Origin of the sequence: Novosphingobium fuchskuhlense, from assembly GCF_001519075.1 — a bacterium.
GTDB classification, from domain to species: domain Bacteria; phylum Pseudomonadota; class Alphaproteobacteria; order Sphingomonadales; family Sphingomonadaceae; genus Novosphingobium; species Novosphingobium fuchskuhlense.
The window spans coordinates 648,898-669,866 of sequence record NZ_KQ954245.1 but is presented as its reverse complement, the minus strand read 5'-3'; the positions used below and the strand labels follow the sequence as shown (position 1 = coordinate 669,866).

Below are 20,969 nucleotides of genomic sequence, written 5' to 3'. Positions count from 1 at the left end.
CCCGCTGCCGAACCGCTTACATACCGATCCAACCTCAAGGAGTGCCCTGATATGGCCACCAAAGCCGTTACCGATGCCAGCTTCGCCACCGATGTCCTCGGCGCAGACAAGCCCGTCCTCGTCGATTTCTGGGCCGACTGGTGCGGTCCCTGCAAGATGATCGGGCCGGCGCTGGAAGAGATTTCCGACGAGCTGGCCGACCAGGTTTCCATCGTGAAGATGGACATCATGGAGAACACCACCGTGCCCGGCGAGATCGGCGTGCAGTCGATCCCGCTGCTCATCCTCTTCAAGGATGGCAAGCCGGTGGCGCAGAAACTGGGCGCTGCACCCAAGAGCCAGCTCAAGGGCTGGCTGGAGAGCGTGCTTTAGGGCAGCGGCTTGGCAAGTCCGGAGCGGGGTGCAAGACTGCATGTCTGCACCCCAGCTTCCGGAGTTCCATTCAATGAAGACCTTGAAAGCCCACCGGTTTGCCCATGCGATTGTAGCCGGCCTGCTTGGCTGCACGGCCGCGGTTCCTGCGCTCGCCTCGCCCGATGGCGAAAGCGCTGCGATTGCCCGCATCATCGACGAAGGCATGAACCGCAGCGAAGCGATGACGACCGCCTCCGCGCTGATGGATCGAATCGGCCCGCGCCTCACCAACTCGGAAAACCATCGCAAGGCCGAGCGCTGGGCGATGGACCTCCTCAAGCAGAGGGGTCTGGTCAACATCCACGTCGAACCCTTCGACTTCGGGCTGGGATGGAACCTCGACAGCTACTCGGTGGCGATGATCAGTCCGCGCCCGCTGCCGCTGACGGCCATCCCCGTCGCGTGGTCGCCCCCGACCGCGGGTCCTGTGCAGGGTCAGATCGTGATCGCCCCGATGTCGCGCGAGGAGCACTTCGCCGAATGGAAGGGCAAACTTGCGGGCAAGATCGTCCTCGTCTCGCTCCCCGGGGAGACGAGCGAGAGCAAGAGCGCGGTGTTCCAGCGCTATACCGATGCCGATATCGCCGCGCTCGATGCCTACACGAGGCCGGTGTTCGATCCCGACGCTGCAGCACTTCAGGTGAGGAACCGCCGCTTCCAGGGGAAACTTGCCGCCTTCCTCAAGGCCGAGGGTGCATTGGCGCTGGTCAAGATGAGCTACCGCGACGGCAAGCTCGTCCACGGCGAAGGCTACGATTTCCAGCCCGGCCAGACGCTTGCACTGCCGGCGATCGAACTGGCGCAGGAAGACTACCGCAAGCTGGTCCGCCTCGCGAAGACCGGGGCCGCACCCGAGATCGCGATTTCCGTCGCGGCTCGTTATGATGAAAGCAACCTGCGCGCCGAGAACGTTGTGGCCGAAATCCCCGGCAGCGATCCCAAGGCCGGCTATGTCATGGCCGGCGCGCATTTCGACAGCTGGATTGCAGGCGACGGGGCCAACGACAACGGCGCCGGAAGCGTGACGGTGCTGGAGGCGGCGCGTCTGATCGCCAGACTTGGCGTGAAACCGAAGCGCACGATCCGCTTTGTGCTCTGGGGCGGGGAAGAACAGGGCCTGCTCGGCAGCCGGGCCTATATCGAGCAGCATCTGGCAACCCGGCCGGTCGATCCCTCGCTCAAGGGATACGAATCCTATGTCGCATGGCGCAATGCGTTCCCGATCACACCGAAGCCCGAATACGGCCAGCTCAAGGCCTATTTCAACATGGACAACGGCTCGGGCCGGTTCCGCGGGATCTATACCGAAGGCAATCTCGGGGCGGAGAAGTTGCTCAAGGAATGGCTCGCCCCGTTCGACATGCTGGGGGCTGACAAGCTGGTGGTGAGCAAGACCGGCGGCACCGACCATGTTTTCCTGCAAGCAATCGGCCTGCCCGGTTATCAGTTCATCCAGGATCCGCTCGATTATGACACGCGCGTCCACCACTTGAACCTCGATACGGTCGATCACATGCGTGCGGAGGACATGCGGCAGGCGGCGGTGATCATGGCCGGGATGCTGTGGCAGGCGGCCAACAGCGACAAGGAACTGCCGCGCGCCGTGCTGCCGACCCAGCCGACGCCGACCGATCCGTTCAAGGTCAGTGATCCCTCGCAGTGAGGCGGGCAGGAGCGTGGGACTTCAGCCGCACGTCCTGCTCACCCTGAGCTTGTCGAACCGTGACGGCGCGAACGGCGTGCATGATGGTTCGACAGTCCCAGCCTGAGCGGCGTGGCAAAAGTACGCTAAGCGGCGCTGCTACGCTTCACAAATTCTTCGAACAGCGCGGGTGAAGAGGCTGCAAACAAGCCTTTTTGTCCGTGCTGGTCAGTGCGATACGGCGTGCCATCGGGCCGCGCCGACATGCCGCCGGCTTCGTTGACGAAGAGCACACCGGCCGCATGGTCCCATGGCAGGGTACGCTCGAACACCGAGATGTCGTTCACGCCCAGCACGAGGCGTGGATACTGCTCGGCGGCACAGCGCGGGATATCGACCAGCGTGTAGTACGGCGCGATCCGGGCCTGCACGGCAGCGCGTTGGGCCGGATCAAGGAACACCGTGCTGATCGCGGCAATCGGCGGTGTCTTGCCGGTCGTCCGGGCCGTCACGCGGTCCCCGTTCACGAAGCTGCCCTTGCCTTTGTGTGCGATGCACAGCCGGTCCTGCAGCGGATCGTAGATCCATCCGCCTTGCGTTTCGCCGCCGTCGCTGAGTGCCAGAATGATCCCGAACGGGGGTTTGCCGGCGGCGAAATTGTTGGTGCCGTCGACCGGGTCGATGATCCAGCACAGACCGTTGTCGAGCCGCGCGGAAAGCGCAGGATCGGCATGGACGGCTTCCTCGCCGACAATCGCGGCCTCCGGCAGGATCGCGGCAAGGCCCTCGGCGAGCAGGGCTTCCGCCTCGGTATCGGCAATCGTCACCATGTCATTCGCCGCCTTGGCGATCACTTCATGCTCGGCCAGCGCCTGATAGCGCGGCAGGATCGCCTCGGCGGCAACGCGCCGCATCAGCGCGGCGATGGCGGTATCGAGCCGGTCGATCACGACCGGTAATCGGCGTTGATCGCGATGTAGCCGTGGGTGAGATCGCAGGTCCACACCGTCGCGCGGCCTTCGCCAAGGCCGAGATCAATGTCGATGCTGATGTCCTGCCCCTTGAGGTGGGCGGCGACCGGCGCTTCATCATAATCGGGAAGGGGCTGGCCTTCACGCGCGGCCCAGGTGCCGCCGAAGCCGATGGAGAGGCGGTCGCGGTCAGCCGGTTCGCCCGCCTTGCCGACGGCCATGACGACGCGGCCCCAGTTGGCGTCCTCGCCGGCAATGGCGGTCTTGACCAGCGGCGAATTGGCAATGGCGAGCCCGACGCGGCGGGCGCTTTCGTCGCTGACAGCACCGCTCACCGTGACGGCAATGAACTTCTGCGCGCCTTCTCCATCTCGCACCACAAGGTGGGCCAGCTGGCGGCACACATCATGGAGCGCCGCGGCGAAGGCATCCGCGCCGGGGCTGTCCACCGATACCAGCGGGGCATTGCCTGCAGCGCCCGTCGCAAAGGCAAGTACGGTGTCGCTGGTCGACGTGTCGCTATCGACCGTGATGCACGAGAACGTGCGCCGGTTGGCGTCCGACAGGCAGGTCTGAAGGAACGCGGGATCAATCGCGGCATCAGTGAACACATACCCGAGCATGGTCGCCATGTCGGGCGCGATCATGCCCGAGCCCTTGATGATCGCGCTGAGCGTGATCTTGACGCCGCCGACCATGGCCGTGGCCGTCGCGCCCTTGGCGAAGGTGTCGGTGGTGCCGATGGTATGGGCCGCGTCTTCCCACGAGCAGGGCCCGGCGACGAGGGCTGCCTCGATCCCGGCACGGGCCTTGTCCTTGGGGAGCGGCACGCCGATCACGCCTGTGGACGAGACGAAAACCTGCTCACGCGGGCAGTCAAGGTGCCCGGCAACCTGATCCATGATCGCTTCGACCGCCTCGCGCCCGCGATAGCCGGTAAAGGCGTTGGAATTGCCGGCGTTGACAACCAGCGCCCGCGCGCGGCCCTGGGCAATGTTCTGCCGGCCCAGCTCGACTTCGGAAGAGCAGCAGACATTGCGGGTGAACACGCCCGCGACGGATGTGCCCTCGGCCAGTTCCACGAAGGTCAGGTCGCAGCGGCCCCAGTCCTTGTAACCGGCGCGGGCGATGCGGGGTGTGGCTCCGGCAATGGCAGGAAGCGCGGGGAAGGGCTGGGCGAGGGGGGAGACAGCGTGGCTCATGGCGGCGAGCCCTAGCGCGGGCAGCGGCGCGCTTCAATCGCTGCGGTGTCTGCCGCATCGGTTGCGATTGCCGGTTTACAGACGCGGCTGCCGCCCTGACAGTGCGTGCATGAAGACGATCGCCTCCCGCCTAATCGCGCTGTTCACGGCTGCGCTTGTCCTCGGTGCAGCCTCGACAACCGCCGCCGCCGGCAAACCACGTGCCGTGGCCCCACTCGGCAATCCGGGGAACTGGGTCACCACTGAGGATTACCCATCCCGCGCCTTGCGGTATGAAGAGCAGGGCGTGGTCGGTTTCCTGCTCACCATCGGCACGGATGGGGTGCCTCTCTCCTGCAAGGTTACGCAGACGAGCAACTTCGAGGCGCTCGATACCCAGACGTGCAACCTCCTGATGGAGCGCGCGCGCTTCCGTCCGGCTGCCGATGCTTTCGGGCGTGCTGCCGAGGGGACCTATCGCAGCAGTGTTCGCTGGACGATCCCGGAAGACGCGCCGACCGAGATCGGCCCGGCTGAAATGTTCGTCAGTTTCGAGATCGGTCCCGATGGCCTCGCGAAGAACTGCAAGGTCGAGAAGGCGGAAGGCACTTTGCCGTTCCCGGCAAACGAGCCATGCGGTCCCAAGGGTCGCTTCGCGGTTCCCGTGGGCAAGGATGGCAAGCCGATCATGCGCCGGGTGAAGATGCGCGTGGTGATCGAAGTCGAAGACGTGCCCCCGGCGCAATAAATCTGTGCTGCAGCGGTGGACCTTCGCCCCAATTACGCCTATCTGCGCCGCTGATGCGCATACTGCTCGTCCTTCTTGCCCTGCTTTCAGGCCTTTCGCTTGCGGACGTGTCGGCCTCTGCCGCGCGCGCAGAAGTTGTCGGCGCGGCATCCGGCGCGATCCTTGCCTCACAGCACAAGGATGAAGCCAGTGTCAGCCGGGCGGCGGTAAAGCAGCCTGAAGCCAGACTGCGGCCTGTTCTTGCAAAGCGGCTTGCACTGGCGGTGCCGGTCCCGAAGATCAGCATCAGCATTTCGGACCGCCCGCGCGAATAGCGCCTGCTTCCCCATACCAATTCCGCTCCGCCCGCGTGCGGAAGCCTGACCGGCGCGGCAATCTCCGCGCAGCCCATTTCAAGACAGGAATACAGCCATGCTCGGCAGCATTGCCAAGGCCATCTTCGGCTCGTCCAACGATCGTTACGTCAAGTCGCTCGACAAGATCGTGCGTGCCATCGCCGCTTTCGAACCTGAAATGCAGGCGCTCAGCGACGAGGAACTGCAGGGCCAGACGGCCAAGTTGCGCGCGCAGCTCGAGGCGGGCAAGACGCTCGACGATATCCTGCCCGAAGCCTTCGCTACCTGCCGCGAGGCGTCGCGCCGCGTGCTCGGCATGCGCCACTTTGATGTACAGATGATCGGCGGCATCGTGCTCCACCGCGGCGAAATCGCGGAAATGCGCACCGGCGAAGGCAAGACGCTTGTGGCGACGCTCGCGTCCTACCTCAATGCGATCGAGGGCAAGGGCGTCCATGTCGTCACCGTCAACGATTACCTCGCCAAGCGCGATGCGGAATGGATGGGGCAGATCCACCGGTTCCTCGGGCTGACCGTCGGCGTGATCGTGCCCAACATGAACGAGTACGAGCGGCGGCAGGCCTATGAGGCCGATATCACCTACGCGACCAACAACGAGCTCGGCTTCGATTACCTGCGCGACAACATGAAGCATGAACGGTCGCAGATGGTGCACCGTCCGTTCAACTTCGCGGTGGTTGACGAGGTGGACTCGATCCTGATCGACGAGGCGCGCACCCCGCTGATCATTTCCGGCCCGACAGATGACAAGAGCGAGCTCTATGTCTCGGTCGACGCGGTGGTGAAGCAGATCGATCCTTCGCTCTACGAGGCGGACGAGAAGACCAAGAACATCTCGCTCACCGAAGACGGCGTCGAATGGGTCGAGCGCAAGCTCGAGGACGCCGGGCTGCTGATCGGCTCGAACCTTTATGACGTCGAGAACACGATGGTGGTCCACCACCTCGATCAGGCGCTCAAGGCCAATGTCATGTTCAAGCGGGACATCGACTACATCGTTAAGGACGGCAAGGTCGTCATCATCGACGAGTTCACCGGCCGCATGATGGACGGTCGGCGCTGGTCGAACGGCCTGCATCAGGCGGTTGAAGCCAAGGAAGGGGTGCAGATCGAGCCCGAGAACCAGACGATGGCCTCGATCACCTTCCAGAACTACTTCCGCATGTATCCCAAGCTGTCGGGCATGACCGGTACTGCCGCGACCGAAGCGCCCGAGTTCTTCGATATCTACAAGATGAACGTCGTCACCATACCCACCAATGTGCCGGTGCAGCGGGTGGATGAGGAGGACGAGTTCTACAAGAACACGCAGGACAAGTTCCAGGCGATCGCGAAGCTGATCCGCGAGCGGTACGACACCGGGCAGCCGGTGCTCGTCGGCACGGTTTCGATCGAGAAGTCGGAATTGCTGTCCGAGTTCCTCAACAAGGAAGGCGTGAAGCACAGCGTGCTGAATGCGCGCTTCCACGAGATGGAAGCGCATATCGTGGCGCAGGCCGGCCGCCTTGGCGCCGTGACGATCGCCACCAACATGGCCGGGCGCGGCACCGACATCCAGCTCGGCGGCAATGCCGAATTCCGCATCGAGGACGAGTTGCGTGACGTGCCCGAGGGTCCGGAGCGTGAGGCCGGGATTGCGCGGATCAAGGCCGAAGTTGCCGAGGAGAAGGCCAAGGTGCTTGCCGCTGGCGGGCTCTGCGTGATCGGCACCGAGCGTCACGAGAGCCGCCGTATCGACAACCAGCTGCGTGGCCGTTCGGGTCGTCAGGGTGACCCGGGCCTGTCGAAGTTTTACCTCTGCCTCGAGGACGATCTTCTTCGCATCTTCGGGCCCGACACGCTGTTTGCCCGCATGATGAACTCCAACCTTGCCGATGGCGAGGCGATCGGCTCGCGCTGGCTTTCGAAGGCCATCGAGACCGCACAGAAGAAAGTCGAGGCGCGCAACTACGACGTCCGCAAGCAGGTCGTCGAATACGACAACGTGATGAACGACCAGCGCAAGGTCATCTACGAACAGCGCGCCGACATCATGGATGCCGAGGCGGTGGACGACGTCGTGCTCGACATGCGGCAGGACACGATCAACGCGATTGTCGGCGATGCCTGCCCGCCCGGCTCATACCCCGAGCAGTGGAATGTTCCGGCACTTGCCGGCCGGCTTGCCGAAGTGGTGGGTCTTGAACCCCCGCTCGATGCGTGGATGAGCGAGGACGGGCTCGAGCCCGAGATCATCGAGGAACGCATCGCGGCGATGGCCGAGGAGAAGATGGCCGCCAAGCTCGCGACGATCGACCCTGCCTCGTGGCGGAACCTCGAAAAGTCGGTGTTGCTCGAACGGCTCGACCATCACTGGAAGGAGCACCTCGCCACCCTCGACGCGCTCCGCCAGGTCGTGTTCCTGCGCGCCTATGCCCAGAAGACGCCGATCAACGAATACAAGCAGGAAGCCTTCGGTCTGTTCGAAAAGATGCTGGAGGCGATCCGCGAGGACGTTACGCGTATCCTGATGACCAGCGAAATCCGGATGACCTCGCCCGAGGATTTCCAGCTGCCCGAATTGCCCGATTTTCTCACCAGCCATATCGATCCGCTGACAGGCGACGACGATGCGCGCGTCGTTCCGGCCGGCCAGCTGTTCGGCACCTTCACGCCGCCGATGGCAGGCTCTGGCGCGCCGGCGCCGGCAGGCACCAATCCCTATGCCGGTATGGAGATCAGCCGCAATGCGCCATGCCCGTGTGGGTCGGGTCAGAAGTACAAGCACTGCCACGGAGCGCTGGCCTGATATGGTGAGCCGGCGAGCCTCTTGGGTGGGGCTCATCTGGTTTGTGAGATAGGAAGGCCATATATCTAAAAATATGGGATTTTTTGGGCCTGTAGTTGTGTCGTCTTCGCCGTTTCGGGCAGATTGACCGTCGCAACTTGCCCTGGCTGCGCCGAATTGGGCTTCGTTCCGAGTCGAAACCCCACCCCGTGCCGAAATGGTGCAGAGGCCGTAAATCCTCAGGTCTGCCAATGGCTTGCAGGAGTTCTAAAGGCGTTTGACTCGCGGACTTCGCGCTTGCTACGCCGGTGATCAAATCAATACCGCGGGGCCGCATAAACCGCAGCATTTGCACAAGAGGGCCTCCACAATGCACGAGGGTGCCATCAGCGGCAGACGACGGGCCAAAAGCGCCCTCGGACGCTGGCTGTCATCCGCACTCGTGGCAGGTTTGCTGGGCATCGGTGTAGTCTCTCCCACGGCGCTCTTCGCGCAAGTGAGCACGCCCACCGTTTCAGGTCCCAGTCGTGACGAGCTTGGCGGCATCACCCGCGCGCCTGCCGCATCGGCACCGCGCCTTACCGTATCCGGCGGTATCGAACGTTCGGGCTGTCCACTGGCCGACCCGCAGTTCAGCCAGATCAAGACGACCATCACCACCATCACGTTCAGCGGGTTGAAGGGGGCGGAGGCAAGCGAACTGGATGCGGCATGGAAGCCGCTTGCCGGAACCCCGCAGCCGATTGCGGTGTTGTGCGAAATCCGCGACGCCGCTGCAACCATCCTGCGTGCCAAGGGCTATCTCGCTGCTGTTCAGGTGCCGGTGCAGCGGATCGAGAACGGGCAGGTGCGGATGGAAGTGCTCTACGCCCGGATCACCTCGATCAGAGCACGGGGCGAGACGCGGGGCGCCGAGCGCAAGTTGATGTCCTATCTTGGCCGACTGACCCGCGACGACATCTTCGACCGCAACCGTGCCGAGCGGTATCTCCTGCTGGCACGTGATCTGCCGGGCTACAACGTGCAACTCACATTGCGTCCGGCAGGCACTGCGCCGGGCGATTTGATCGGTGAAGTAACCGTTTTACGTCAGAAGTTTGTCGCGGACGTTTCAGTTCAAAACTTATCTTCCGCCGCCACCGGACGCTGGGGCGGACAAGTGCGAACGCAAGCCTTTGGCATCACCGGCGAGGGGGATGCTACCAGCATTTCGTATTATGTGACGTCCGACCTGCGCGAACAGCGCATCCTGCAGGCAAGCCACGAGTTCCGCCCCGGAAGCGATGGCTTGCTGGTCGGCGCGTCGCTGACTTACGCGTGGACGCGGCCCGACCTCGGCCAATCGGCCGGCGGAGCGGTGCTCGATGCCCATACGTTGCTGGCCAGCCTTTATGCGCGCTATCCCTTGCGGAGGGCGCAGTCGGGCGATTTCTGGCTTGGTGGCGGGTTCGACCTGCTCAACCAGACGTCGACGCTGATAGTTCCCCTCAGCGACGACCGCTTGCGGGTGCTATGGGCACGGCTCGATTTCGACCGGGTGGACCTCACGCGGGCCGAACCGGCGTGGCGGTTTGGTGGTTCGCTCGAACTGCGACAGGGCCTTGCTGGGCTTGGCGCCAGTCCATCGTGCCTCGGCGCGGCCTGCAACGGCCGTGTGCCGACGAGCCGGTTCGATGCCGCACCGTCCGCAACGGTGGTGCGCGGCGATGTCGAGTACGAGCGGGCCGTGGGGCGCTTTTCGCTGTCGGTCCATCCGCGCGGGCAGTACGCCTTCCGCAAGGTGCTTGGTTTCGAGGCCTTTGCTCCGGGAAACTACACCGTGGGGCGAGGGTATGATCCCGGCATGATTACCGGAGACAGCGGCCTCGGCGTTGCCAGCGAACTGCGCGGGCCCCACCTTCCCATCGGACGCGGCAACGGCCCGGTCGTCCAACCGTTTGCCTTCTTCGATGCCGCTTGGGCTTGGGATCGCGATGCCGGCAAGCCGCAACGCCTGAGCTCGGTGGGGGGCGGTCTGCGCGCCGATCTCGGCTCGCGCTTCCGTCTCGATGCGAAGGTGGCCGTGCCGCTGGTTCGGGCCGGCTTTGCGAACCGGAAACCGGCGCCGCGAGTGCTTGTCTCGCTCACCACTCGCCTCTTGCCCTGGGGAAGCCGCTGATGCGCCGACACCTGCCAAGCGCGCCGTCGCTGTTTGCCATTGCGGCGATGCTCGCGGCCGGAACCCAGCCGCTCCATGCGCAGTCGTTCAATGCGACGGGCACCATCGTGGCGGGTGCAGGCAGCATCTCCACCGGGGTCGGCACCACCACGGTCGGCACCAATTCACCCAGCGTCGTGATCAATTGGTCGCCTAACGACACGGCAACCGGCGGTGGGCCGATCGACTTCCAGACCGCAGGCACGTCTGCCGAGTTCTTCAACCAGGATGCCACCCAGTTGACGGTGCTCAACCGGATCATTCCCACCGATCCGACCCGGCCGATTGTTTTCAACGGAACGGTGACCTCGCGGCTCGTCGACCTTGCCACAGGCGCGTCGAGCCGCGGCGGTACGCTGTTTTTCTACAGCCCCGGCGGTGTGCTGGTTTCGCCAACGGGCGTGTTCAATGTCGGCAACCTCGTGCTGACAGCGTCAGATCTCAACTACGATGCAGTGACAGGTGATTTCGGAACTGCAAATACTTTCAATTTCTTGCCGGCCAATACTGGGAGCAGAGTTGAAGTTCAGAGCGGTGCGCAGATCACCGCCGGGCCGCTCAATTCCTATGTTGCGCTGATTGCGCCCAAGGTCCTCAACGCCGGCACGATCGCGGTCGACGGTTCGGCCGTCATCGTCGCGGCCGATGCCTCCACCATCACCTTCCGGCCCAACGGCCTGTTCGATATCCAGATCGATCAGGGCACCAGCGAAACCGGGGAAGTCGTTACCAATACCGGAACGATCACGGGGCCGGCCGCGCCGTCGAATGTGGCGCACCGCGTGTACCTTGTTGCGGTCCCGCGCAATGACGCCATAACGATGGCGATCAAGGGCGGCAGCACGCTCGGCTTCGACGTTGCCGGTGCGGCGAATGTCGATGGCAATGCCATCGTGCTTTCGGCCGGATATGACGTCACGGGCGGATTGATCGACAGCGTGCGCGCCAAGGCGAGCGCACCGGTTGCCGCGGCCATTGCGATCGGTGCCCTAGATGCGACCTCGCAGGTGACGGGCAGGGCCACCGGCCAGGCATCCCTCATTGTCGCCGGCGGTGATACCGCAAACTTTGCTTCCAATCTCAACCTTTCGGGTGTGCAGGATCCCGCTGCGGCAACAACCGATGGTGCCTTCATCTCGGTCAGCGGCGTCGGCTCGACGCTCGATCTCAAGGGCAACCTGCAACTGACGGCGCTTGATGGCGGACAGGTTGCGGCAAGCGGTTCCACCGACAGCGGTTCTGCATCTGTAACGGTTGATGGCGGGGTCCTGAACATCGGCGGCAGTGCGAGGGTCGACACCTCGCGCGCGCCGTCGTTTGCGGTCGATGCCGCGCCGGGCGATGCGACGATCTCCGCCCAAGGGGGCGCGCAAGTCGCTATCGGGCAGGATCTGACGATTGCGGCCGCAGGCCAGGGACTTGACCGCGCCGACACACCCTCGGGCCCCACCCAGGGCAGCGGGGGCACGGCGCGCCTTGTGTTCGATGGCGGCTCGTCCGTTACGGTCGGGCGCAATCTTGCCGTCGTCGCTACGGGCACGGGCGGTTCTACCACGCTCGCCGGGCTGGAAGGCGCTCCCGGTAGCGGCGGACAGGCGCTCATCGAAGGCAAAATCAATGGGGGAACGCTCGCGGTCCTTGGATCGACCTTGCTTGATGCGCGCGGCATCGGCGGCAATGGCTACATATGTGCTGCCTGCACGGTCGAGGGCGGCGCGGGTACCGGAGGCACAGCAGGCATCCTTGCCGGCAAGGGCTCGGCCTTCACGTTGGGCAATGCTGTTGCGATCGACGCTTCGGGGTTGGGGGGCGCTGCGGATTCGACGAGCGGCAAGGACGGCGGGGCCGGGCTGGGCGGGACGGCCTACCTGCGGTCGACCGGCGGTACGGTCGCCGCGCTGCAGTCGCTTGCCGTGCGTGCCGAGGGAACCGGCGGCGCGGGCGCATTGATCGACAATCTCGCCTCGGGCCTGCCAGACTCGGGTGGCAACGGGGGCGATGGCATCGGCGGCACGGCCAGCGTGTCGTCCGGCGACGCGGGCGCCATCGGCAACGGCGGAACGATCACGGTGACGAACGACCTTGTCGTCTCGGCAACGGGAACCGGCGCGTCTGGCGGCAGGGGCAGCAATGGATCTGGCGGGGCAGCTGCGGCTTTCGCGCGCGATGGCAGCGTTGCGGGCGGTACTGTCAATGTCCGCGCCGATGGCCTGGGCGGCAGCGGCTACAATGGCGGGACCGGCGGCGCAGGACAGGGCGGCACAGCCCAGACCATCGCCTACAGTTCGCTCGAGGGCGCCGGGAAGGTCACTTTAGGAAGCGGCACAGTCAGCGCGCGCGGCATCGGCGGCGCGGGAAGTTCGCCGCTCATCTTCACCGGGATTGGCGGGGCCGGTGGAAACGGCACCGGCGGTGTGGTGCGTGCGCTCGCAGAAGCAGGCAACGGCACGCTTTCGATTGCCGGTGGATTTGACGCAGGCGCAGCCGGAAGCGGAGGCGACGGGGGCGCCGGCACAGCCATTGGCAGCGTGGTTTCAGGGAGCTCGGACGGCGGCGCGGGCGGCACGGGGCGCGGTGGTACCGTGCGTCTCGGTGTGGTCAGCGGACTTGCGACAGGCGCACCGGCCACGGGTTCGGCCAGTTTTGGTGTCACCACGGTCGCAGCCGGCGGTACGGGCGGGGCTGGTGGCGCGCCTGGTGGGGCGGCTCCCAGTGTGGGCGTGACAGGACGCGGCGGCGACGGATCCGGCGGCGGCGCCGCGCTCGTCGTAGATGGCGGCAAGGTCACATTTTCGGATGGCGCGCTGTTTGACGCAGGCGGGATTGGCGGAAGCTCCGGCACCGGCGGCAGTGGCGGCGACGGGCTGGTCGGCGATGCTGGCGCGGAACCGGTGCCCTTCGGCGCGCGGCTCGAGGTAGGTCAGGGCGGTGCGCTGTTGGCCAACGACCTTGTTTTCACGGCGAGTGCGGCGGCGGGCAAAGGCGGGGTGGCGGGCACTGCGACCGTGCTTGGCCGGCCGCTGGCCTGGCTCTCGCGCGGCGGCACGGTCGATGCCGCAAACCTGAGCTTTCTTGCGGCCGGTACGGCAGCGCCAGGTGCGCTGCCATCCGATATCGCGATTGCCGGCGGCGATACCGCGCTGACCGGCGATCTCGGTTTCGTGACGCCGGGCGCGCTCGCCATGACGCTTGATGGCGCGGATGTCAGCGCGGTGAATGTGTCGCTCAGCGGGGCCGACTGGTTGCCAGGCGTAGTTCCGGCCGGCACGCCGGGGACGTTGTCCGGCAGCAATTCGGTCCTGCTGACGACGGCGGGCGATCTGTTCGGGCACCTCTCGGTAAACAGCGGCGGCGCGCTCACGCTTGCCGCGACGGGCCTCGTGCGGCTCGATGATCTGACATCGGCTGCCGATCTTGCGGTAGCGGGCGGGACCACGGTTTCGCTCGGCAAGGTGTCGGCAGGCGCGTCCGTCACTGTTGCCGCGCCGGGAGCAGTCACCACGGGCGATGTCACCGCCGCGACGACTGCCACGCTGACCTCGGGTGCCGCGCTTGCCACCGGCGGCGTGACAGCTGGCGAGAAGGTCAGGCTCGATGGCGCAAGCAATGTGACCGCCAGCGGGGCCATCGCGGCCGGCGACAGCATCCTCATCGTGTCGGACGGTACGGTTCAGACCGCGGCTCTATCGGCAGGCCTCGTCAGCCCTTCGGCGCTTTCCGGCGCGACGTACGGGATCACCGTGGTCGGCAATGGCGCTATGACGCTCGGGGATCTGGGCGCGCGGCGCGATATCCTGCTGCTGACCCCGGACGCCGTCACCAGCGGAACGCTTGCCGGCCGCGAGATCGCGGTGCTGGCCGGCACCGGCCAGACGCTCGGCGGGATCACCGCAGGCGGGCGTGTGCTGCTGGCCGATTTCACGATGGGCGCGCTCGGCGGCGATCCGCTCGGAGCATACGATCTGAATGCCGTGCTCACCGCCGCGCCAGTCGCGTCCGGTGGTCCGATCACGATAGGCGGCCCCGCCAGTGTCGGCGCGCTGACAGCGGCCTCCCTCGGCAGGATCGCGGTTGGCAACGTCACGGCAAAGCGGACCTTGCCTTCGAGCGGGGCGGTCAGCCTGCAGGCTGGCGGGGCGATTTCCGCCGGTGCCGTTGCAGCCGACAGCCGCATCGACCTTGCCGCCGGCAGCACGCTCGATCTGGTTTCCGCCGCTGCGCGCGATCAGCTTTCGATGAGCGCTGCGGGCACGATCACGGCGGGGGATCTTGCCGGCCGTGCAGGTGTGGCCATCAACGGGCTGGCAGCGGTGGTGACCGGCGCGGTCGGCGCATCGGGGCCCGGCGCGCCGGTCGCCATCACATCGGCTGGAGCCATGACTCTCGCCTCGGTAACGGGGCGCGGGTCGATCATTCTGGACGCGGGCGGTGCCCTTTCCAGCGGCGCCGTCACCGGCAGCACGGTTGCCGCAACCAGCACCGATCAGGTTTCGCTCGGCGTGGTCAAGGCGTCTGCCGGTATTGCTGTAGATGCCGGCGCGGGGATTGCCATGGCTGGGGGCACGACCGCCAACGGGGATCTTGCCCTCACTGCCGCCAATGACATTGTTTCCGGCGGGCTCGCTGCAACCCGCGGGGCCACGCGTGTGGTCGCCGGCGGGGCACTCGCCGCAACCGAGCTGTCGGGCCGCTCGGTCACCGGAACCGCAGGAAAGACCCTCGCCGCAGGGCAGGTCCGGGCAACGGGCGGCGCGATCTCGCTCACCGCTGCCGATGCCTTGACCAGCGCCACCATGTCCGCAACCGGCGATATCGGCCTGACGAGCACGGCCGGCAGCGTCGCGGTCGGCAATCTCCGGTCGACGAGCGGTGCGGTGACACTCACGGCAAAGACCGGCGGTGCGGCTGGTGCCGTTTCTGCACGAACCGGCATCACGCTTGGTGCGGGCACCAGCCTTGATCTCGTTTCGGCCTTGAGCGCGACTGGCAATGTGGCCCTCGACGCCGGCGGCGCGATGACGGCGGGTAACCTGACGGCGAACGCCGGCCAGTTGACCTTGAACGCCGGCGGAAAGCTCACGGCGGGTGCGCTGCTGGGGCAGACCGGAATTGCCGTCACAGCGGGCGGTGACACGACGCTTGGCGGCGCGGCGCGCTCTGCGGCGGGTGACGTCACGCTGGCCGTGACCGGTGCCTTGGCTTCAAAAGCCGTGAGCGCGGCGAATGGCCTGGTGCGGATTGCGGCCAGCAGTTCTGCATCCACAGGGGCACTGGCGGCAGCGGGCACGCTGACCGTCGGCAGCACCGGTGCGATTGTCACCGGCGACCTGTCCGGCGCGTCCATCGACCTTGCGGCCGGGGCCGGGCTCAACACGGGCAGCGCCGTGGCCGCGACCGGGAACGTCACTTTTACCGCGGGCGGGAATCTCGCCTCGGCGGGGGTCCGCGCACCCGGATCGGTGTCGCTCACCAGCACGGGCGGAACGGTCACGCTGACCGGCGCAGCGGTCGCCGGTGGCAACCTTGCACTCGCGTCGGCTGGCGACCTTCAGGCAGGGGCGATCACGGGCGCTGCTGCGGTCACCGCGCGCAGCAGCAGCGGAGCGCTGAGGGCGCTGGCGATCAATTCCGGCGGTGATCTTGGCCTGTCTGCAGCCGCAGACATGCAGACCGGCACCTTGACCTCTGGCGGCAAGTTTGCCGCAACCGGACGCAACCTCGGTCTTGGTGCCATCACGGCAACGGATGTCGCGGTCACCGCTGGCGGAACCTTGGCGCTCGGCAATGTCACGGCCTCTGCCGGCAATGCCGTGATGACCAGCGCCGGCGCGGCGAGCGGGGGCTCCATCACTGCCGATGGGTCTGTCCTCATGAGCGCCGGGGGGAATCTTGGCCTCGGCGATGTTCGGGCTGCCAATGCTGTTGTTGAGCTGCACGCGACTGGCGGTGCGCTGACGGCGGGCGCGGTCACAGCCGGAACCGACACGGCGCTCGTTGCGACCGGCGATCTGACACTCGGCGCGGTACGGGCACGCGACATCGTGCTCCTGGCCGGCGGCTCGATCGGGGCGGCAAGTCTCGCTTCGGCCGATGGGCGTATTCTTGCCGCAAGCGAAACAATGGACGCCTGTGGTGGCTGTGCCATCGGCGCGTTCGATTTCGGCGCCGTCCTGACGGCGCCGCTCGTGGCGGCGCGCGGCGGCATAGTGGTCGCGGGTCCGATCACGGGGAGCACCTTCACCGCATCCGTCACCGGCGATGCCGCACTGGCGGGGATCACCGCCACGCGCAGTATCTTTATCGATACCGCCGGGACAGCGCGGCTCGGCGGCGTCTGGCGGGCGCCCGTGATCGAGCTGCGCGCGGGTGATCTCGTGATGCCTGCCGGTTCGGGCCTCAACGCAGGCAAAACCGGAAGCGTGACGCTCGTCTCGCGCAATCCCGCCGGCATGCGGATCGGTGACGGACTCGATGGCAGTTTGGTGCCCACGAGCGGCTTCTCGCTCGACAATGCCGAATGGAGCCGGATCAACAGCGGTTCTGTCAGCGTCTTTGCGCCGGATGTCGCTGGTGCCATCGATCTCCTGATCGGCAAGCTCGATGTGACCGGACCCGATGCCGGCAGCACGATCGATGATCCGGCCGGCACCGTGCGCTTCAGCACGGGCGCTGCACCCGGCGGCGCGGCAAGCGGCACGATCCGCGTGGCCGGCGCGCTGACCGCAACAGGTTTTCGCTCGGGCAATGCACTCGGCTTCCGCGCCGGCCAGTTCCAGCTTGTTTCGGATAGCGGCAGCATGGCCTTGCTGGGCAAGGGCGGTGCCTTGTCAGGCACTTTGCAGATCGAGGCGCGCGATATCCATATCGCTGCGGGTTCGCTCCTCACAAGGCTTGCAGCCGATCCGTTCTTCGCCAGTGCCGAGCTTGCGCTGGACCGGGAGAGTGCAGGGGGCACTGATCCCGTTATCCGCGCCGGCGCGCTCGATCTTGCCATCGGTCGCAGTTTCTATATCCAGCGGAGCGGCACCGGGTTCGACCCGCTGGGCTTCGAGGAACCGCTGGGCGGCATCACGCTGCGCTCGGCCGCAGCGGCGCCGATCACGGTGATCATCAACGGCACCTTCCGCACCGCGGCGGGCCTCGTCAGCGGTGCAGAGGCGTGGCGCCAGTTCAAGGCCAGCGGCGTCAACCTGTCCGGCTTCACGGCCGACAGCCGCCTCAACGGCTGCTTGCTGAGCGCAGCGGTCTGCGGTCTCAATCTGGTCAAGGGTGAGCCCGATCCGGGACTGCCGGGGCGGATCAAGACCACCAGCAATCCGGACATCGGTGACACCCCGGACGATCCGGACAAGCACAAACCGGGCAGCCCGAATGCGATCCAGCCATTGCAGGTGCTGCTTCCGGTCCAGTCCGATGCGTTAGCGGGCGCGGTCGATGAGGGGATTGCCGGCAGCGGCAACCCCGCGCTGGTCAATGGCGGGAGCAGTCGGCCATGAGGCGCGCGCTGGCCTTTGCCGTCTCGCTCGTCGCATGCTCGGGCTTGCTCGCACCGGTAGGCCTCGCCGCTCGTGAGTTGCCCCTAGCCGTGCGCAGCGCCTTCCGCGTGGGCTCCACCGGCGTCGTGTGCAGCGCGCAGATCGCCTCGCGCGATCCGCGTCTCGCCGGCATGTTCGAACGTGCCTACACCCTCTCGTGCCGGGATGCCGCCGGACCGGTGGGGACGCTCCTTGCTCTGCGCCATGCCGTCCCGATTGATGCCGCGCCTGTGGCCGGCGTACCTGCCACCCCTGGTCCGGAGCGCGCCTGCGGCACGCCTGGCCGCGTGATGATCGGCACTGTGGGCGAGGCGCAAGGGTTGACCTGCCGGGATCCCGCAAGCGGCCTCGACTACCGGCGCTACGCTCTCTCGCGCGGGATGACGCAGTATTTCGTCGAAGGCCTTGCCGCCTATGACGACGCCCTGCGGCTTGCCTTGGCCAGCGTGGTCATGGACCGCGCGCTGCCGGGCGAGATCAAGGTTGCGACTACCGAGGTGACGGATGCTGCAGCCTTCGCGCGGCTTCAGGCCGGCCTGCTCGATCCGCTCGGCGTGCGCGGTGAGGGCTACTTGCGCAACAATGGCAGCAGCTTTGCCGAATCCGCTGCATTCTTCGAAGTTCTGGCGGAGAAGTCGCGCGGTTCGAAGGACGAGACAGCCGACCTTGCGGAAGCCCTTGCCAACGAGGGGCTGCAGCAATCGAACCTCGGGAATTTCGACGCCGCCGCCCGCCTGTTTGCCGAGAGCGATCGTGCCGAAATGCCGGGTGATGGCCTCGCTCAGCGGTTGCTGCGCAATTACCGGGCGCTCGACCAGCTCAACCAGAGGAATGTCGAGGGCGCGGCAGCCGAACTGTCGAGGCCGGTCGATCCCGCCAATGCCGCAATCGATCGCGCGCGGCTTGCCGAGGGAGAGATCAACCTTCCTCTGGCCGAGGCGATCAACGGTGAGAACGCCGCGACCCGGCGCATGGGTGCGCCCGATCCTGCGCTGACACGCGCCGAGAATGCAGAGATCCTCGATGGCCAGGCGCTTGCGATCGGGGCGACGGCGGCGCGCATGGCGGGACGAACCGCCGAGGCTGCTGCCGGTTTCGCCGAGGCGCGGCGCAGGCTGGCGAGCATACGCGGCGGACACGTGGCGTCGATCGTCTGGCTATCGGCTGAAATCGAAATGGAGCTCGCGCGGATAGCCGGGGAGGCAGGACGAAAGGACGAGGCACTCGCCGGGTTTGATCGGGCCATTGCCGCGCTTGCCGGCGCCTATCCGTCCTCGCCGGCGGTGCTTTCCGCCAAGGCGCGCAAGGCCGCACTGCTGATTTCGGTCGGCGCAAGCGAGGAAGCCCGCCAGCTGTTTGGCGCAGTGGTGGAGGACAGCGCGGGTATTCCCGATAGCGGGACCACGCTGCGCGATCTGCTCGCCCCCTATTTCGCTTTGCTCGCCGGCTCTGACGGGGCCGCCGCAGCACAGGCCGCCAGCAGCGCATTCTCCGCTGCGCAAGTGCTGGAGCGTCCCGGTGTCGCGCAGACGCAGGCGATTCTTTCGCGCCAGCTGGCCGAAGGCAACGATGCCGGCGCCGCGTTGTTCCGTCTGTCTCTGGCCCGCAGCCGCGATATCGCTCGTACGGAGGCCGAGATTGCCCGTCTCGGCGCACTCGCCAGCCCCGGTCCGGGCAATAGTGCGGACCTTGAGCGCGAGCAGGAAGCCCTTGCCACGCTGCGCCGGGAGCAAACCGAGATTGTCGCGAGGCTCGCTGCCTATCCTCGCTACACGGCGTTGTCGCCGCAACGGGTATCGCTTGCCGGCATGCAGGCAGCGCTGAAGCCGGGCGAGGCCTATTACAAGCTCATCGCCGTGGCGAGCGATCTCTACGGGCTCTATGCGACGTCGGGTGCCGCGCGCCTGTTCGCGGTCCCGCTGTCTCGCGCCGATCTCGGGCGCGAGGTCCGCAAGATCCGCGAGAGCATCGTCACGATCGAAAACGGCCAAGCCGTCAACCGGCCGTTTGACCTTGACCGGTCACGCGCGCTCTACAAGGCGCTGTTCGGGCCGGTCGATTCGGACCTTGAGCATGTCCGGCATCTCATCTTCGAACCGGATGCGGCCATGCTGCAGCTTCCGCCCGCCGTGCTGGTCGTGTCCGATGCCGGGATTGCAGCCTACAAGGCGCGCACTGCAGATCTTGATGCCGATGCTTTCGATTTCACCGGCATTGCGTGGCTGGGCCGCGGCCGGGCGATTTCGATTGCGGTCAGCCCGCGCGCGTTCCTCGATCTGAGGGCTCTGGCGCCCTCGGCGGCGACGCGCCCCTACCTTGGTCTTGGCAGCAACGCCGTGCCCACCCAGCGTTCGGTTTCCGCCGTGGCAGACAGCTGCGATTGGCCGCTTGCCGTCTGGCAGCGCCCGGTCAAACCCGATGAACTGCTCTACGCGGCAAAGATGCTGGGCGGCACGAGCGTCGTGAAAACCGGCAGCAGCTTCACCGACACCGGCTTGCTCGGGGATTCCTCGCTCGACCAGTACCGCGTGATCCACTTTGCCACGCACGGCCTCGTCACCGCACCGCGCAAGGATTGTCCGGCCCGCCCGGCTCTGGTGACCAGCTTCGGCGCCGCAGGTTCGGATGGCCTCCTCGGCTTCCGCGAAATCTTCGATCTGAAACTTGATGCCGATCTTGTCATTCTCTCGGCCTGCGACACGGCAGGCATGGCGACCGTAGCCGCGAGCCGCGAGGCGGGCGTAACGACCGGTGGCAATTATGCGCTCGACGGTCTCGTCCGGGCGTTCACCGGCGCGGGTGCGCGCGCGGTGATCGCCAGCCACTGGCCTGTGCCAGACGACTACGACGCGACGCGGCGGCTGATCGGCGGCTTGATCGCGGGCAAGTCCGGCCAATCGGTCGGCGATGCGCTGGTCGGGGCCGAAGCGAAACTGATGGACGATCCGCAGACCTCGCATCCCTTCTACTGGGCTGCATTCGTGGTCGTTGGTGACGCGGCAAAGCCTGCCCCGGCGGGCACCACTGGTCGCTGAACCGTCCGCGGTGCATAAACTCGGATAGGGCTGGACCTCGCCTCTTCGCTGATGCACAATGCCGTGGTGCGATAGGGTGATGCATTCGAGTCATGGCCCGTTTCGCTTCAAACCACCGTTGGG

The 20,969-nt window shown here is 66.2% G+C and carries 10 protein-coding genes; 8 read left to right on the top strand and 2 right to left on the bottom strand.

The features are described from left to right. The first annotated feature begins 51 nt into the window (after positions 1-51). Positions 52-372: a thioredoxin gene (gene trxA, locus AQZ52_RS12890; protein ID WP_067911380.1), complete on the top strand. Its 321-nt coding sequence runs from the start codon at positions 52-54 to the stop codon at positions 370-372. 73 nt (positions 373-445) lie between these two features. Continuing rightward, positions 446-2,077 carry a M20/M25/M40 family metallo-hydrolase gene (locus tag AQZ52_RS12885; protein ID WP_067911377.1) on the top strand — a complete coding sequence of 544 codons (1,632 nt, stop codon included), beginning with the start codon at positions 446-448 and terminating at the stop codon, positions 2,075-2,077. A 125-nt stretch (positions 2,078-2,202) separates the two neighbouring features. On the opposite strand, the gene AQZ52_RS12880 is transcribed toward AQZ52_RS12885, so the two are convergent. Next, the gene (locus AQZ52_RS12880) at positions 2,203-2,970 is read right to left on the bottom strand and encodes an inositol monophosphatase family protein (RefSeq protein ID WP_067912165.1); all 768 of its coding nucleotides are present in this window, start codon (positions 2,968-2,970) and stop codon (positions 2,203-2,205) included. A gap of 32 nt (positions 2,971-3,002) precedes the next feature. Continuing rightward, positions 3,003-4,229, bottom strand: a complete 1,227-nt coding sequence (gene argJ, locus AQZ52_RS12875) for a bifunctional glutamate N-acetyltransferase/amino-acid acetyltransferase ArgJ (protein ID WP_067911374.1) — start codon at positions 4,227-4,229, stop codon at positions 3,003-3,005. Positions 4,230-4,338: 109 nt separating this feature from the next. Between argJ and AQZ52_RS12870 the strand changes: the two genes are divergently transcribed. The 6 genes from AQZ52_RS12870 (at position 4,339) to AQZ52_RS12845 (ending at position 20,846) form a co-directional block, all read left to right on the top strand. Further along, positions 4,339-4,956, top strand: coding sequence for an energy transducer TonB (locus AQZ52_RS12870; RefSeq protein WP_067911370.1), 618 nt, complete (start codon positions 4,339-4,341; stop codon positions 4,954-4,956). 53 nt (positions 4,957-5,009) lie between these two features. Beyond that, on the top strand, positions 5,010-5,270 hold the full coding sequence (locus AQZ52_RS12865) for a hypothetical protein (protein ID WP_067911366.1): 261 nt from the start codon (positions 5,010-5,012) through the stop codon (positions 5,268-5,270). Positions 5,271-5,367: 97 nt separating this feature from the next. Beyond that, the gene (secA, locus tag AQZ52_RS12860) at positions 5,368-8,100 is read left to right on the top strand and encodes a preprotein translocase subunit SecA (protein ID WP_067911363.1); all 2,733 of its coding nucleotides are present in this window, start codon (positions 5,368-5,370) and stop codon (positions 8,098-8,100) included. Between the two features lie 349 nt (positions 8,101-8,449). Next, positions 8,450-10,237 (top strand): ShlB/FhaC/HecB family hemolysin secretion/activation protein, encoded by a 1,788-nt coding sequence (locus tag AQZ52_RS12855; protein ID WP_082697929.1) that lies wholly within the window; start codon positions 8,450-8,452, stop codon positions 10,235-10,237. Beyond that, positions 10,237-17,772, top strand: a complete 7,536-nt coding sequence (locus AQZ52_RS12850; protein WP_067911360.1) for a hypothetical protein — start codon at positions 10,237-10,239, stop codon at positions 17,770-17,772. The genes AQZ52_RS12855 and AQZ52_RS12850 overlap by 1 nt, the downstream gene beginning before the upstream one ends. Next, positions 17,769-20,846 (top strand): CHAT domain-containing protein, encoded by a 3,078-nt coding sequence (locus AQZ52_RS12845; RefSeq protein WP_067911357.1) that lies wholly within the window; start codon positions 17,769-17,771, stop codon positions 20,844-20,846. The genes AQZ52_RS12850 and AQZ52_RS12845 overlap by 4 nt, the downstream gene beginning before the upstream one ends. Positions 20,847-20,969 lie beyond the last annotated feature (123 nt).

What these genes read in the sequence shown, in the direction of transcription:
- AQZ52_RS12865 (WP_067911366.1), top strand. Translation starts at nt 5,010, where the DNA reads ATGCGCATACTGCTCGTCCTTCTTGCCCTGCTTTCAGGCCTTTCGCTT.
- AQZ52_RS12845 (WP_067911357.1), top strand. Translation starts at nt 17,769, where the DNA reads ATGAGGCGCGCGCTGGCCTTTGCCGTCTCGCTCGTCGCATGCTCGGGC.
- argJ (WP_067911374.1), bottom strand. Translation starts at nt 4,229, where the DNA reads ATGAGCCACGCTGTCTCCCCCCTCGCCCAGCCCTTCCCCGCGCTTCCT.
- secA (WP_067911363.1), top strand. Translation starts at nt 5,368, where the DNA reads ATGCTCGGCAGCATTGCCAAGGCCATCTTCGGCTCGTCCAACGATCGT.
- AQZ52_RS12850 (WP_067911360.1), top strand. Translation starts at nt 10,237, where the DNA reads ATGCGCCGACACCTGCCAAGCGCGCCGTCGCTGTTTGCCATTGCGGCG.
- AQZ52_RS12870 (WP_067911370.1), top strand. Translation starts at nt 4,339, where the DNA reads ATGAAGACGATCGCCTCCCGCCTAATCGCGCTGTTCACGGCTGCGCTT.
- AQZ52_RS12880 (WP_067912165.1), bottom strand. Translation starts at nt 2,970, where the DNA reads ATGCGGCGCGTTGCCGCCGAGGCGATCCTGCCGCGCTATCAGGCGCTG.
- trxA (WP_067911380.1), top strand. Translation starts at nt 52, where the DNA reads ATGGCCACCAAAGCCGTTACCGATGCCAGCTTCGCCACCGATGTCCTC.
- AQZ52_RS12855 (WP_082697929.1), top strand. Translation starts at nt 8,450, where the DNA reads ATGCACGAGGGTGCCATCAGCGGCAGACGACGGGCCAAAAGCGCCCTC.
- AQZ52_RS12885 (WP_067911377.1), top strand. Translation starts at nt 446, where the DNA reads ATGAAGACCTTGAAAGCCCACCGGTTTGCCCATGCGATTGTAGCCGGC.